Below are 15,246 nucleotides of genomic sequence, written 5' to 3' on the forward strand. Positions count from 1 at the left end.
CTGATAACGACCTTCGGCCTGTTGCTTGTTCAGCATGCTTCCACCTCTATAAAGCGTTGAATGTCATGTTTATTCGACAAAAAAGCGTGTAGACCTTGTACCTTCGGTACTTTGTCTACACGCTGAGAGGCGAATCTATCGCCTCTTTCTGTTTGTAGGCAAAATGGCCGTTGCGAGGAGAACAGGCTTCCGTCATCCACTCCGTTCTTTACCCACTGAACACAAGCTAATGCTCGCGTCCGGCGGGGCCCAGTCAATGCCCAGCAGGGAAGCACAAACTACACGCTCCGCATCGATTTGCGGGGGATCGCCAAAGCCGCATCGCTACGCAACCGATGCAAAGGTGACGCTCCTTTTTCCCGCAAATCGCTGCTTTGCTCGGTAGGGCTCTCAAGTCGCTCTGCCTGGAAACGTGATTCTCCTTCGGTACAATCAGTTTGTCTTCATTCTGAAAGAGTCAAATTCATCGCCTCTCAGACTGAAGACAAACTGTTTTTTATTGAGTGTCCGCAAGGAAACGATCTTCCATCGTTTCCAGGCCGGAAGGCCTGCACATTCATCAACCGAAGGTGGAGACAAAGTATATGGCATGGTGTGATGGGCCAAGCGAGCTCCTTTGACGACCTGCTCAGCGGAAAAACGAAAGACGCGGGAAAAAACAGGGGGCACAAGTCTCACTTCATCGAACTACCCAGATGTTTGCCCCCTGCCCGCGTCGCGTTTTGAAGCGGACATCATTCACTTCTTTGCTGGTCGTCAAGAGAGCGAGCGAGCCCGATCACCCATGCGCCACGGACTTTGTCTACACACTGAGAGGTTCATGCCTCATTTTCATTGTCCGACCAGTTCGTTCATCAATTCAGCCAGTTGGCGGGCCTGCTCACGCCGTTCGTACGGCTTGACCCTTTCAGCAAAGTCGTCGTCACGTTCCGCCGCGCCGGCCGCTCCCCGCTCCTTCCACTCGCGGTACAGCTTCAGAAACGCCTGCTTGACGGCTTCCTTGTCTTCCGGGTCGGCCACTTGGCCCAGGCGGAATGCCTCAATAATCTGCGTCGCCTCCCCCGCTTTGTTCAGGGCGAGGATCGGCTTGCCAATGCCCATGTACTCGTACAGCTTGCCGGGGATGTACGCTCCGGCGTCTGGCGAAACGTCCCCGATCAGCAGAAGCGCGTCCGCTCCTTTCATCAGGCCGAGCGCCTGTTTGTGCGGCAGGTTGCCGAGCACGCGGACGACGTCGCCCAATTGCAACGCCTCCACACAGTCCCGGTTTTCCGAATAACCCGGATAGTCAAACACGCCGGCAAAACTGAGCTGCAGGTCCTCGCGCGCTACCTCTCCCGCGTCGATCAGTTCGCGGATCGCCCGCAGCAGCAGGCGCGGGTTGCGCTTCTGATACAAAATGCCGGCGTAAACGGCGTGAAACTTGCCGGGCGCGGTATACTCAGGCGTGAGGCCGACGAAATCTGCCTGGTCAAAGCCGTTGTAGATCAGCTCCAGACGGCGAATGCGGCTGCCGTGTTTTTTGCGGAAGTTCTCGGCAAATGTGGCCGTCACCGTGGTGATGGCGTCAGCCTCTGCCATCACACCCGCTTCCATGCGCTCCTCCAGCCGCTCCCGCCAGGCGATCCCCGACGAATGCATGTTTTGCGTCCAGGGATCGCGGAAATCAGCCACCCATTTTACCCCGAACTCGCGGGCGAGTCGGCGGGCGACGAGGTGATTGGTCACGGGGCCGGAGGTGGAAAAGATTACATCGATTTTTTCCCGGCGGATGATCTCCCGTCCCAGCTTCAAAGCGTTGGGCAGCCAAAGGATCTGGTCGTCGGGGATCAGCAGGTACGGTTTCACTTTTTTCAACAAACCGACCGCCTGCTGCTTGAGCGTCGCTGTCAGGGAACGTCGGGCCAAAGCAGCCTCTCCTCCGGCAGCAGGGGCAGCACCCCCGCCCCGTCGCGGCAGCAAGGGCCACTCCTTGGCGCGGTGTATCGTCACGTCGGCCGGCACCTGCGCTAAAAGGGACGGGTCCAATGTAGCGTGGTAGACAGGGTCAACAGTCAGTACGTGCACCTTCCACCCAAACTCGCCCAGGTATTTGGCCATTTTTAACGGCCGCGGCACGCCTCCTCCGCCGATCGGCGGGAATATGTAACAGATGATCAATACACTGCGGGTCTTCATTGGGATACCTTCCTCGTTTTTGTCCATTCTCGTAATGCTCCTTCACCAAGATACCACAAGTCCAGTCTTATTGCGAATCCACCAGTCATCTGCTATAGTGAGAATGGCTTTGTTTTCAAATCAGGAAGAGATGATCTTTCACGTCGCGACGGCAGTGTTGCACGATTGGTTGGAGAGCCCCGCCCGGCGAAGCAAGGGACCCTGCTCGACACAGCGTCAACCATTGAGTGGGGGAAGCGTATGCTATGGCCGGGTGGGTTTTCTTACAGGATCAGCATGCAGGTAACTTCCCGGTGCTGCTGGCTGATCCGGCAGAAATCTACCTCTACCGAAGAACGGACTGATGTGAATGCTTTCGATAGAGGGTTTGTCATAAAGGTTTGGGTGGATTGTCATGAGCAAATTACGAGTCCTCCACGTCATTGGCGGGGGGGAATTTGGCGGAGCGGAACAGCATATTCTCAACCTGGTCACCTCCCTGCCGCAGGAAGCAGTGGACGTGGCGGTCGTTTGCTTTTACAACTCCCTGTTCGCCGACGAGCTGCGCAAGGCCGGCGTCTCCGTCATCCCGCTGGACAGGTTCGGCCGCTTCGACGTGCGCCTGCTGCAGGCGCTGCGCGACACGTTTCGCCGCTATCAACCGGACATTGTACATACCCACGGCGTAAAAGCAAACTTTTTTTCCCGGTTGGCCGTGCGCGGAACCGGCCCTGTACTGGTCACGACCGTACACAGCCACCTCCGCTACGACTACGTCCATCCGCTGGCGTACGCCGCCGTCACGATGATGGAACGGTCCACCCGCCGATGGAACCGACACTTTGTGGCAATCAGCGGCGCACTTGCAGACATTTTGCGGCAAGAGGGAGTGCCTAAAGACCGCATCAGCATCATCTACAACGGCATGGACCTGGCCCCCTACCGGCAGACGCATCGGCGTGTTGAGGACCGGAAGCGGCTGCGCGCGGAGTGGAACATCCCCGAAGAGGCGTTTTTGTTCTCCACAGTCGCCCGGTTCGTCCCGGTAAAAGGGCTTCCACACCTGATCGACGCGTTTGCCCAGCTGACGCGGAATCCCGGCACAGAGGACGTCCGCCTCGTCATGGTGGGGGACGGTCCGGAGCGAGCGCTGCTGGAAACGAAGGTGCGCGAACACCGCCTGGAGGACAAGGTCCGGTTCGCCGGTTTCCGCCAGGACATCCCCGCCTGCCTGCATGCTTGTGACGCGTTTGTCCACTCTTCTCTCTACGAGGGACTGGGTTACACGCTCATCGAAGCGATGGCCTCGGAAGTGCCGGTCATCGCCAGCAACGTCGGGGGCGTCAAGGAGTTTGTCAAGGACAGGGTAACCGGTCTGACGGTGGAACCGGGCGACGTCGAGCGGCTGAGCCGGGCCATGCAGGAGCTGCATCAATCGCCCGAGCTGCGCGAAACACTCGTCGAAAACGCCCTGCGAACGGCAGAAGACACCTTTACCATCGAGCGCATGGCGGAATGCACCCTGGCGCTGTACCAGCGGCTGGTGTAAAGAAACTGGAAACACGGCAACAAACGCCCGAATGCAGACGTTCGGGCGTTTGTTATACTTATTACCGGGACTTGCTGAATTGACTCTATCAAAAGAATCTCCTCTCGTCTCGAAGACTCGGAGGTCTGCTGGCATACTTTGTTGCCTTTGGCAAGACAATCTGCTTTCATAGAAGTGAAATAATTCGGAATCATGCGAGAAAGGATGGGCCCGATGAAACTGTTTCTCTCCGTCGACATGGAAGGCATCTCCGGCATTGTCGACACCAGCTACATCAATCCGAACGCCGGAGTCAACTACCAGCGCGGCCGCCAGTTCATGACGGACGACGCCAATGCTGTCATCGAAGCCGCTCTGGAGTGGGGCGCAACGGAAATCGTGGTGGCGGACAGCCACAATACCATGAACAACATCCTGTGGGAGTCGCTGCATCCCCAGGCGAGACTGTTGGCCGGCTCCCCCCGCAACTTTTCGATGATGCAGGGGTTGGACGATAGCTATGACGCCGCCTTCTTCATCGGCTATCACACGCGGCAGGGGGTACCCGGCGTCCTCAGCCACACGATGTCAGGCTGTGTTCGCAACATGTACATCAACGGCATGGTGGTGGGAGAATTCGGCTTCAACGCCGTCTACGCCGGCTTGTACGGCGTGCCTGTCTGTCTCGTATCGGGGGACAACCTGATCGCAGAAGAGGCGAAGGCGCTCATCCCCGACATCTGTACCGCCGTGGTCAAACAGGCGGTATCCCGCACAGCCGCCCTTTGCCTGTCCCGCGAGGAGGCGACTGCCGAACTGAAGCGGCAGACCAGGCTGGCCCTGTCCAAAGTCGAGCAGATTGCGCCGCTCACCGTCACGACGCCGCTGGAACTGGCCATCGAGTTCACCCATGCCGGTCAGGCAGAGATGGCCGCGATCGTTCCCGGCACCCGGTACGAAATGGAAAGCTGCACGGTATATTACACTGCCGCCGATCAGCACGACCTGTACAAAACCATGCGGGCGATGATCAATCTGGCGGGAACCGCGGAATTTTTCTAAAGGCCGCTGCCCTATTCCCCCAACAGCAAGGCAGGCACGCTTCCTCAGCGCGCCTGCCTGTTTGCCGTTTCACACAATCCGCGCCGTTTCAGAAACCAGCGGATGGAAAACGAGAAGACGGTGACGATAAACAATACGCGAAAGAGCTGAAAGGCCGTCACCAGCAGCGGGTCGGCACCGATCGCCAGGGCAGTCAGACTCATTTCTGCTGCGCCGCCGGCCGCTGTCGCCAGCATGCCGGTAAGCAGGTCGATGCTCGTGGCATACGACAGCAGGAAGGCCAGCGCGAACGTCAGGGTGGTCAGCAGCAAAGACGCGGCCAGCGAAGGCACCAGCAGCCTGCGGTAGGTGCGAATCTCCTCCCGCCTGAATTCAATGCCGATCCCCGCCCCGATCAAAAGCTGGGCGCCTTTCACGACGAGGCCGGACAGGGCCGGCGTGCCCGCACCGGCAGTGCCGCCTGTCATCGAAAGCGCAAAGGACACCAATGACGCCGTCAAAAGCGGACCCAGGAAATACGGCGCCGGGAACTTCAAACGGGCGGCTGCCACCGCTCCCAGCGCTCCGGCGGCCAAAAACACCGCCGCCTGCATCCAGCCGACCGTCTGACTTGCGGGTTGTACCGGCAGCAGGTTGGCCTTGTGGGACAGCGTCATCACGACGAACGGCGTCACGAACACAACCGTGACGATGCGAATGGAGTGGAACAGGGAAATAATCTGCAGGTTACCGCCCTGCTCCCTGCCGATCGTGGACATTTCCGAGAGCCCGCCGGGGATGTTGCTGAAAATGGACGTGATCACGTCCACCTGGTACAGTTTGTGGATCGCCCAGGCCTGCATCAGGCCGAACAGGATCGTCACGAGCGTGGCTGCCAGCATCATCCCGATGTGATCCGCCATGGTCCCCCAAATGTCCCGGGTTATCCGCATGCCCAGCGCGACGCCGACGATCACGAGGCCGATCCGGCGAAACCAGGAAGGCAGCCACAGTCTGTCACACCCCAGCATGACCGAAACGACTGTTGCTGCCAGCGGTCCCAGCAGCCAGGGCAGCGGCAGACGAAGCAGGGTGAAAACGGCGCCACCTGCCGCCGCGATCAGGATGGTGAGAACCGGCCGCAGCGCGATCATCGTTCCGCCATTCCTTTCGCCTTTTTCACGCTTTTGTAGACCCTCTCCGGCCGTCCCACCGCCCCGTAGGAGAGGTCTGCGACCGCCTCCCCAGTGACGACCAGGTATTCCAGGTAGCGGCGTGCCGTCGAACGGCTCGTCCCCGTTGCCCTTCGCACCTGTTCGGTGGTGACTTCCCCCGCCTCGCTGAGACAGGCAGCCACTTTCTCCAGCGTGATCCTGTCGATTCCCTTGACCAGACCGCTATCCCTTCCGCCGTTGGGTCCCGCCGCGCGTATGAGCTCGTCAATTTCTTCCTGATTGATGTGCCCCCGCTCTGTTTTCAAGGCGCGCACCCTCTGCCGGAACTCCCGGTAGTTGGCAAGCGTTTGCTGCAAGCGCTCGAAAATCAACGGCTTTGTGATGAAATCAAACACGCCGCAGCGGATCGCCTCCACCACCGTGTCCACTTCCTTGGAGGCGGTCAGCATGATCACATCCGTCTCCGAACGCCGCTCCTTGATGACCGACAAAAAGTCCAAACCGTTCATGTCGGGAAAGTAGATGTCCAACAGCACCAGATCGGGCTGGAGAATGTCCAGTTGGTCCACGGCCTCCTGCTGGTTCGTGGCAATGCCGATGACCTGATACCCGCTCACCTTTTCCACGAAGCGCCGGTTCACTTCGGCAATCCGCACGTCGTCCTCGATGATCAACACCTGAATCATGGGCTCATCACTCCTCGCTTTCATGGCGTTCCCTTCACCCTCTTTGCTGTGTCGGCTTCTTTTGGAATGACGACGGTAAAAATCGTTCCCCCGTCCGGATTGGGCGTGTGACTGACGTGTCCGTTCAACTGCTCGACAGCCTGTTTGACCAGGGCGAGGCCAAATCCGTGATTTTTCTGCGCTTTTGTGGAAAACCCCAATTCGAACAAGCGGTCTGCGTGTTCGTCGGGAATGCCCGGTCCCCGGTCTTCCACCTCGAACAGCAGCACTTCCCCGATGTCGGTCAGAAAGACGTTGACTTCCCTGGCGAAAGCCCCCGGTGCCAAAACCGCCTCCAGGGCGTTATCGACAAGGTTTCCCATGATGGTAATCAGATGGTGGCGGTCAATCCACGCCGGAATGTCGTGGAAGCTGCTTTCCCGGTCAATCTCCAGCTTCACCTTCAGTTCGTTGGCCCGATTCAGCTTGCCGAGCAGCAGACCGCCGATGATCGGGTCCGGGATCTCCCGCATGATAAACCGGGTGTGATTCACATGGACATCGGTTTCCCGGGTAATAAACTCAATCGCTTCCCGGTACGACTCCAACTGGATCAGGCCGGAAATCAGGTATAGCTTGTTGGAATACTCATGGGTTTGCGCACGGAGCGCTTCCGCGTATTCCTTGACGCGGGACAGCTCTTCGATAACCCGGTACAGTTCTGATTTGTCGCGAAAACTGGCCACAGCGCCGACAATCTGGTCGTGCGTGTCCAAAATGGGCACGCAGTTGACGACCAACACATGACCGGCCATCCAGGTCTCCTGGTCGACGACCGCCCGGCCTGCCTTCAGGACTTCCAGCAGCCGGAAGCTGTCCAGAATCTCGTCCGCCGGTTTGCCCGTGATTTCCTTCGAGCTGTCCAGTCCCAACAGCTGCAGCGCCGTCTGGTTCGCCATGGTAATCGTCCCGTTTGCGTTGACAGCCACGATCCCTTCCCGGATGGATTCCAGGATGGCCTGCTTCTCCTGGTAGAGCTGACCGATCTGGGACGGCTCCAGGCCGAAAATCGCCTGTTTCACGCTGCGGGCGATCCAAAAGGTGCCGATCACGCCCAACGCGAGGGCAATCAACCCGATCGCAACGATCTTATCCCGATAGGAATGGATGGTTTTTTGAACATCTTCCAGCAAAAATCCGACCGAGACTACCCCGATGACCTGTCCTGCCTCGTTGAAAATGGGCGCCTTGCCTCGCAGAGCGGGCCCCAGGGAACCGGTCGTCTCCGAAACGATCGACTGGCCTGCAAAGACGGGCTGATTGTCGCCGCCCTGCATTTTCTGTCCGATCCGCTCCGGGATGGGGTGAGAGTAGCGAATTCCTTCCCGGTTTCCCACTGTCACAAAATCGGCATGGGTTTCCCGGCGAACTTTCTCCGCCAACGGGGCGATCGTCCTGGACGGATCAGAGTCGGAAAAAGCCCGTTTGATCTCCGGCATCGCTGCGACGGTTTCCGCGACATGGAGGGCGCGTGTGCCGATCTCCTTTTTCAGCGCGTTCGCCAGCATGTACTCATAGGAACATCCCAGGATCGCGATCACGCACAACAGCAGCGTGCAGATCACCAGGATCAGTTTGCTTTGAAACCGCACGAAACCACCTCTCCCCTCAGTGTAGCAGATTCCGGCGCAATCTCAGCCGCAAAAACAGTGAAAATAGAGGCCAAGGGGGCCTCTATCCGTTCGTGCGATTCTGTTTTCCCCAAGGGATGAGCTAGAACGACATCACTCCCGTAAGAACAGCGGTCACTATCATCACAAGCGATGTGCCGCAGGCCCACTTCAGGATAAACCGGTGATTTTCTCCGTAATCGACCCCCACCATTCCGAGGAGCAGATACTGGGCCGCATACAGCGGGCTCAAGACGTGCAGCGGCTGGCCCAGGATGGAGGCCCGGCCGATCTCTACAGGATCGACGCCATAGCTGGCTGCCGCTTCGGCCAGGATCGGCACCACGCCGAAGTAGTAGGCATCGTTTGACATGAAATAGGTAAAGGGCAGACTGGTAATTGCTACCAAAAGCGGCATGTGTGTTCCCAGCGACTCGGGAATCAGGGAAACCAGCGTGTTGGACATTGCATCCACCATCTTGGTGCCGGTCAGGATGCCGGTAAAAATTCCGGCGGCAAAGACCATGGAAACGACGGTCAGCGCATTTCCGGCATGGGCGGTGATCCGTTCCTTCTGCTCCTGCAGGTTGGGGTAGTTGATCAGAAGAGCGGCTGCGGTCGCGATCATGAACAGGACCGGAAGCGGCATCCAGTTCATCACCAGGCCGGTCATCAGGGCGCAGGTCAGCAGCAGGTTGATCCACAGCCGTTTTGGACGATTGAGCTGGTCAGCGGCCGCCGCCTGTTCGGACATCGCCATCCGTTCGTCAGCGGTGTACTGAATCTCCGCCACACCCAAACGCTTGCGTTCCCGCATGCCCAGTATACAGGCCACCGCGATCACCCAGATCAGCCCGCCGACCATCGTGGGAATGAGCGGCGTAAACAGTTCCGACGCATCCAGGTGCAGCACGCTCATCGCCCGTGCCGTCGGTCCTCCCCACGGCGTCATGTTCATGACCCCCATCGAGAGCATGGGCGTGACCGCCAGAATCAGCGGGTTCATGCCCAACCGTTTGTACAGCGGCAGCATCGCGGATACCGTAATCATGTAGGTTGTGGTCCCGTCACCGTCCAGTGCCACCAGCATCGACAGGACGGCGGTACCCACTACAATCTTCAGCGGGTCTCCTTTGGCCAGTTTCAGAATTTTCGCGATCAAAGGATCAAACAGACCCGCATCCATCATGATCCCGAAGTACAGGATGGCAAACAGCAGCATGATCCCCGTGGGAGCGATCTTGGCAATGCCCTCCAGCATCATCGCTCCCATCTCCGCCCCGAATCCTCCGATCAGGGCAAAGAATATGGGCACGACGATCAGGGCAACGAGCGCGGACAAGCGCTTTGTCATGATCAGGTACAGGAAGACGGCCATCATCAGGAAGCCGAGCAAAGACAGCATGTTTGTTTCCCCCCAAAAAGAATGCGCTTTCAAGAAAGTGTTTTCATTATAACAACAATATTTTGACGAGAATAGAAAACGGAAATAAACGATATAAGCCGCATAATCCTCATTTTGTTCATTAAATTTACTGACGCGAAACCCGCGTGATCATGCGGTTCACTACAGCAAGAAGGCTCCCGGACCAAACACGTCCCGGGAGCCTCCTTCACTAAGGATCGCCAGCCCAAAACAAAAGTCCCCAGGTTTGGGGACTTTGTCGTTCGTCAGATGCGCACCACGGTCAGCCGGCTGTCCGTGTCCAGTGTGCGCGGAATGCGGTTTTTCGTGTCAAACAGGATCGGCGTCGGCGCCATCAGTTCGGCGGCGTGCTGCCAATCCAATTCGGCAAACTCCTTCTGAACGGCGGTCAACAACAGCGCGTCCGCGCCGCGCAGCGCCTCTTCCAGGCTGTCCGTCTTGTGCCCGTAGCGGCTGGGCACTGCCGGGTCGTAGGAGCGTACCTCTGCGCCTTTGGCCTGCAGCAGCGCGATCAGGTCGTGTACCGGGCTCACCCGGTCGTCGTTGGAGAAGTCCTTCATCGCCAGACCCAGCACGGCGACGCGGCTGCCTGCCAGCGTCTTGCCTTTTTGCCGCAGGGCCTGTTCCAGCATCCCGACCAGGACGGCCGGCACGCCGTCATTCGTGTTGCGGGCCAACTGCAGCAAGGGCAGCGAGACGCCCAGCTCCTTGGCCTTGGGCTGCAGGTAGTACAGCGCGTTGGGCAGACAGAAGCCGCCTACACCCGGCCCCGGAGTCAACAGGTTGACGCGCTTGTGGGTGTTTGCCACTTTGATCAGCTCAAAGGTATCGATCCCGAATGCCTCGGCGAAACGGGCAAATTCCTGCACCATCGCGATGTTCACGTCGCGCTGGATGTTTTCGATCACTTTGGCGGTCTCAATCACGCGAATGTCGGAGACGATGATCTCCGTTTCACTGATGAAGGAGAGCAGTTCCTTGCCTTTGGCGGCGCTCTCCGCGTCAATACCGCCGAGCACGAGCGGCATGTGGATGAACTCTTCAAACGCCCGCCCTTCGGCAATTCGCTCGGAGCAGTAGGTCAGGTAAAAGTCGCTGCCCGCCTTCAACCCGCTGGCTTCCTCCAGGATCGGCAGAATCACTTCTTCCGTCGTGCCGGGAATCACGGTGCTGCGAATCATCACCATGTCTCCCTTTTTCAGCACGCGTCCCAAGGTGTGGGCACAGCTTTTCAGCGGTCCCAGGTCCGGGTCCCCGTTGTGGACAGGCAGACCGACCGTCACGATGTAGTTGTTCACTTCCGCTGCTGCTTCTTCGTAGGATGTCGTCGCCCGGAAGCGGCCCCCAGCGATTTGCTCGCGCAGGATTTCCGGCAGCGTCTTGCCTTGATAGGATTCAAGATGGTGGGAGATGCCGGCGTTGATCTCCTCGACGACGTTCGGCATGACGTCCACACCGACCACGCGGGCTCCTTTCATGGCGTACGTGAGTGCCAGCGGCAATCCGACGAATCCTAATCCGACAACAGCAACGCGTACAGGCTGAGTCATTGCAGATCTCCTCTTTCCCATTATCTGGTAAAGGTCCGCGCGGTCAGCGTGGCCTTTTTGCGTCAATTCGACAGGTACCATACTCCTGCCGCAAGAAACACTACACATAAGACGATGAGGACCTTGTACAAGGTTTCCAAGGTGAAGCCTCCTCATGCAGTGGCACCGTATGCCAAAGCCTTATTATACTCCTCAATGGGCAATGGTTCAACGAACGTTCACGGCCGGGCAGGGGCGGACGCATCCAAATAAACGGTCAAAGGACCGGTCACGTACACCTGACAGCTCAACCGCATCCCTGCCGCCACCGCCGCCTCTCCCAGGCGGTACCGCTCCGTGGAAGAAGGGGGTGCAGCCGAGCCGACCGGAATGTCCATGCGGAGACGACAGGTGGTACATTTTCCCGTCGTGCAGAAAAAGTCAATCGGCAGCCCTGCCTCAACCAGCGCCATGAGCAGGTTCGCTCCCTGCTTCAGGAACAGCTGCTTGCTTTCCCCATCGTGCAGCACCGTCACGACAACAACATCCGTCTGGCTCATCCTGCATCCCCCATATCCTTTAACTTCACATACGCTGGCGGACTACCGGTACGCTGTCAGACCACCGGTCCCATTACCGCATGCCCCCGGGCGATGATGAGCGTGCCGCCCTTCACTGCCCCGGCTTCGTCCGGCAGGGAGCCTGCTCTGTTCACCTGATCAGGCTGGCCCCGATCACGTAGGAAAACCCGACCGACAGCACCATGGCAATAAAGCCGATCGCCCGGTTGTCCGCGGCGATTTCCTCATCAATTTTATAGCTGGGCGTCATGAATTCAAAGATGAAATAGCTGGACAGCAGCAGGAAAAATCCCAGCGTTCCCCAGATCAACGCCTGTCCGATTGAGTCGTGATGCTGGATGGAGTAGCGAAAAATGTTGGCAATGCCAAAGATTTTTCCGCCCGTTGCCATCGCGACGGAGACGTTTCCCCGCTTCAGCTCCTGCCACACACGGTAGCGCGTGACCAGTTCAAACACGGATAAAAACACGATCATCGCCAATCCGGTGACAGTAAAGTATGCAACGGCGGCAAAGTATTTGTTGTGAAGCAAGTGTTCCATGCGGCACCTCCCGCTCTCCTACTTGAGCTCGACGATAGTGGCGCCCACGCCGCCTTCACCCTGGCCGCCCAACCGAAACGACTTGACGTTCCGGTGCTGGCGCAGATACTCGTGAACGCCTTTGCGGAGCACGCCGGTGCCGTGGCCGTGAATAATCGAGACGGAATGCAGGCCGGCCAACAGCGCCTCGTCCAGGTACCGGTCGATCTCCCTGATGCCTTCTTCCACGTTGTAGCCGCGCAGGTCCAACTCCATCTTGACCGTGTTTTTGGCCCGTTTGACCGACGTGTATGCGGCGATGGTCTGCTCCTGTTTGGAAGGCTTCACCACGTGCATGTCGTTTCGCTTTACCTTCATCTTCATGATGCCGATCTGGACCAGGAATTCGTCATCGCCTGCTTTTTCCAGGACGGTTCCCTTTTGGCCGAAGCTGGTTACCATTACTTCGTCACCCGGCTTGACCTGGGTGGCGCGCACGGCTTTGGCCGGCTTTTTCACCTTTTCCTTCTCCAGCTCCAGCACAGCGTCACCCAGGCGCTTCTTGGCCTCAATCAGCCGATGTTCCTTGATTTCCGCGCCTTCCGCCATCATGCGCCTGAGCTCGCGAATGACCGCGTCCGCCTCTTCCTTGGCAAGCTGCACAGCGATCCGCGCTTCTTCTTCTGCCCGTTCCAGCAGCTTGTTTTTCTCTTCGGCGAAGCGGGTCCGCTCTTCTTCAAGCTGCGCTCGCAGCGCTTCCGCTTCGCGCCGCAGCGCCTCGGCCGTCTGCCGCTCTTCTTCCGCCGTCCTGCGGTTTCGCTCCAGCGAGGCAATCATGCTCTCCACCTGATTGTCTTCCTCACTGATCGAAGCGCGCGCCTTTTCAATAATCTCCTCGGGCAGTCCCAGCCGCTTGGCGATGGCGAACGCATTGGAACGGCCGGGGACGCCAATCAGCAGACGGTAGGTCGGGCGGAGCGTTTCCACGTCAAACTCCACGCTGGCATTGATGACCTCCGGCCGGTCGTAGGCGTAGGCTTTCAGCTCGCTGTAGTGGGTCGTGGCAACCAGCCGGGCCCCGCGCCTGATCACGTCGTCGATGATCGCCATTGCCAGCGCCGCCCCTTCGGTGGGGTCGGTTCCCGCTCCCAATTCGTCAAACAGCACGAGGCTGTTCTCATCCATCGCACCGAGGATGTGAATGATATTGGTGAGGTGGCTGGAGAAGGTGGACAGGTTTTGCTCGATGGACTGCTCGTCGCCGATATCGGCAAACACGGAGGAAAAGACGGCTGCTTCACTCTCTTCCTCTGCCGGGATGTGCAGACCGGCCATCGCCATCAACGAAAGCAACCCGATCGTCTTCAGCGAAACGGTTTTTCCCCCGGTGTTGGGGCCAGTCACCACGATTGCCCGGTAGCTGCCCCCCAGCTCCACGTCCACCGGCACGACCTTGTCATGCGGGATCAGCGGATGACGCGCCTTTTTCAGCCGCAGGTAGCCCCGGTCGTTCAGCCGCGGACAGACAGCTTTCATGCTGGCGGCCAACTGAGCCTTGGCGAACATGAAATCCAGCTCCGCCAGCGCGTCGACATTTTCCTTCAGCGCTTCCACCGCGCCGGATACCATCTCCGTCAGGACGAACAGGATCCGCTCCACTTCCTTTTCTTCGCGCAGACGCAGTTCGCGCAGCTTGTTGTTCATCGACACGACTACTTCCGGCTCGATGAACAACGTTGCGCCCGACGCCGACTGGTCGTGCACGATCCCGCCGAAGACGTGACGGTACTCCTGCTTGACGGGAATGACAAAACGGTCGCCGCGAATGGTCACGATGCTGTCCATCAGCATTTTCTGGTACGCCGAAGACCGTGTCATCTGATCCAGCTTTTCCCGGATGCGCGCCTCCAGTTGGCGAATCTCCTGCCGCACCTGACGCAGTTCCGCGCTGGCGCTGTCCAGGATGTCGCCGTTTTCGTCCACACAGCGGCGAATTTCCGCCTCCAGCTCGCGCAGCCCCTCAATCCGCTCGGCCTGAAAGCGCAGCAGCGGCAGTTCCTGCTCCTCGCACAGGTCAAGCAAAAAATTGCGCAGCCGACGTCCCGCCATTACGGTGTCGGCGATATCCAACAGTTCCCTGGGCGCCAGCATTGCATTCAGCCGGGCACGCTGCACGGCGGCGCGGATATCGCGGATGCCGCCCAACGGCACGCTTCCCTTCAACCGCAGCACGGTTGCCGCCTCTGCCGTTCCCTGTTGGGCCGTCTGCACTTCGTCCAAGCGGACAAAGGGCGTCAAGGCGGATGCTTTTTCTTTGCCGTATGCAGATGTCGCTTTCTCCATCAGGAGGGCGACGATCTTGTCGTATTCCAAGGTTTTTAACACCCGTTGTTCCAAAATGGTGCCTCCTTAACGTGGTCAACGCTAACATTCCCCATTATAACATGCAGTCCGCCGCAAGCATAAATTTACACACCCGGTGCGGCATATTTTGTCGAAAAACAAGCCAGAATGAGTAGTGAAACAAACTCCAAAGGAGGATTCTTCATGACGATTTTGCGCCATGTCATTCGTTTCGTGGTCGCGGCAGTCGTGCTTATGTTCGTCGGGTTTCTCGTTCCCGGCTTTTCTGTAAACGGTTTTTGGCCCGCACTAATGGCCGCGGTGGTCATCGCCGTAATTGGTTGGCTTATTGAATTGATGTTCGGCGACCGGATCTCCCCGTACAATCGCGGGATTGTCGGTTTTCTGGTGAGCGCCGTGGTAATCTGGCTGACTCAGTTTGTCGTCTCCGGGTTCCGGGTGACCATCCTGGGTGCCCTGCTCGCCGCGCTGGTGATCGGGATCATTGACCTGTTCATCCCGATCAAGACGCATATGGACCTGCGCAACGGCGACGCCGGCAACAAACAGGAAACCTAATTTCACGTCCGTGAGCGAAGAGCCAACCCCTT

12 protein-coding genes are annotated in these 15,246 nt (G+C 58.5%); 3 read left to right on the forward strand and 9 right to left on the reverse strand.

Features of this window, described 5'->3' with window-relative positions:
* Window positions 1–831: 831 nt before the first annotated feature.
* On the reverse strand, window positions 832–2,178 hold the full coding sequence (locus ETC00_RS13670; protein WP_171566630.1) for a glycosyltransferase family 4 protein: 1,347 nt from the start codon (window positions 2,176–2,178) through the stop codon (window positions 832–834).
* Window positions 2,179–2,572: 394 nt separating this feature from the next.
* On the opposite strand from ETC00_RS13670, the gene ETC00_RS13675 reads away from it, so the two are divergent.
* Both ETC00_RS13675 and ETC00_RS13680 read left to right on the forward strand, forming a co-directional pair.
* On the forward strand, window positions 2,573–3,706 hold the full coding sequence (locus tag ETC00_RS13675) for a glycosyltransferase (protein WP_171566631.1): 1,134 nt from the start codon (window positions 2,573–2,575) through the stop codon (window positions 3,704–3,706).
* Between the two features lie 213 nt (window positions 3,707–3,919).
* Entirely contained in the window at window positions 3,920–4,747 is an 828-nt protein-coding gene (locus ETC00_RS13680; protein ID WP_171566632.1) for a M55 family metallopeptidase, read from the forward strand.
* 44 nt (window positions 4,748–4,791) lie between these two features.
* On the opposite strand, the gene ETC00_RS13685 is transcribed toward ETC00_RS13680, so the two are convergent.
* The 8 genes from ETC00_RS13685 to ETC00_RS13720 form a co-directional block, all read right to left on the reverse strand.
* Window positions 4,792–5,880: an AbrB family transcriptional regulator gene (locus tag ETC00_RS13685; RefSeq protein WP_171566633.1), complete on the reverse strand. Its 1,089-nt coding sequence runs from the start codon at window positions 5,878–5,880 to the stop codon at window positions 4,792–4,794.
* A complete protein-coding gene (locus tag ETC00_RS13690) occupies window positions 5,877–6,587 on the reverse strand; it encodes a DUF977 family protein (protein WP_171566634.1) in 711 nt (236 codons plus the stop codon). The genes ETC00_RS13685 and ETC00_RS13690 overlap by 4 nt, the downstream gene beginning before the upstream one ends.
* Window positions 6,588–6,607: 20 nt before the next feature.
* Complete coding sequence (locus tag ETC00_RS13695; protein WP_171566635.1) at window positions 6,608–8,218, reverse strand: ATP-binding protein; 1,611 nt, start codon at window positions 8,216–8,218, stop codon at window positions 6,608–6,610.
* A gap of 121 nt (window positions 8,219–8,339) precedes the next feature.
* Complete coding sequence (locus tag ETC00_RS13700; protein WP_171566636.1) at window positions 8,340–9,641, reverse strand: CitMHS family transporter; 1,302 nt, start codon at window positions 9,639–9,641, stop codon at window positions 8,340–8,342.
* A gap of 266 nt (window positions 9,642–9,907) precedes the next feature.
* On the reverse strand, window positions 9,908–11,212 hold the full coding sequence (locus ETC00_RS13705; protein ID WP_171566637.1) for a nucleotide sugar dehydrogenase: 1,305 nt from the start codon (window positions 11,210–11,212) through the stop codon (window positions 9,908–9,910).
* A gap of 218 nt (window positions 11,213–11,430) precedes the next feature.
* On the reverse strand, window positions 11,431–11,751 hold the full coding sequence (locus tag ETC00_RS13710; RefSeq protein ID WP_171566638.1) for a 2Fe-2S iron-sulfur cluster-binding protein: 321 nt from the start codon (window positions 11,749–11,751) through the stop codon (window positions 11,431–11,433).
* A gap of 151 nt (window positions 11,752–11,902) precedes the next feature.
* Window positions 11,903–12,313 (reverse strand): DUF350 domain-containing protein, encoded by a 411-nt coding sequence (locus ETC00_RS13715; RefSeq protein WP_171566639.1) that lies wholly within the window; start codon window positions 12,311–12,313, stop codon window positions 11,903–11,905.
* Between the two features lie 18 nt (window positions 12,314–12,331).
* Window positions 12,332–14,689, reverse strand: coding sequence for an endonuclease MutS2 (locus ETC00_RS13720; RefSeq protein WP_171566640.1), 2,358 nt, complete (start codon window positions 14,687–14,689; stop codon window positions 12,332–12,334).
* A 150-nt stretch (window positions 14,690–14,839) separates the two neighbouring features.
* On the opposite strand from ETC00_RS13720, the gene ETC00_RS13725 reads away from it, so the two are divergent.
* Window positions 14,840–15,214, forward strand: coding sequence for a phage holin family protein (locus tag ETC00_RS13725; RefSeq protein WP_171566641.1), 375 nt, complete (start codon window positions 14,840–14,842; stop codon window positions 15,212–15,214).
* Window positions 15,215–15,246: the final 32 nt, after the last annotated feature.

Source organism: Brevibacillus sp. MCWH (genome assembly GCF_013096935.1).
GTDB classification, from domain to species: Bacteria; Bacillota; Bacilli; order Brevibacillales; family Brevibacillaceae; genus Brevibacillus; species Brevibacillus aydinogluensis.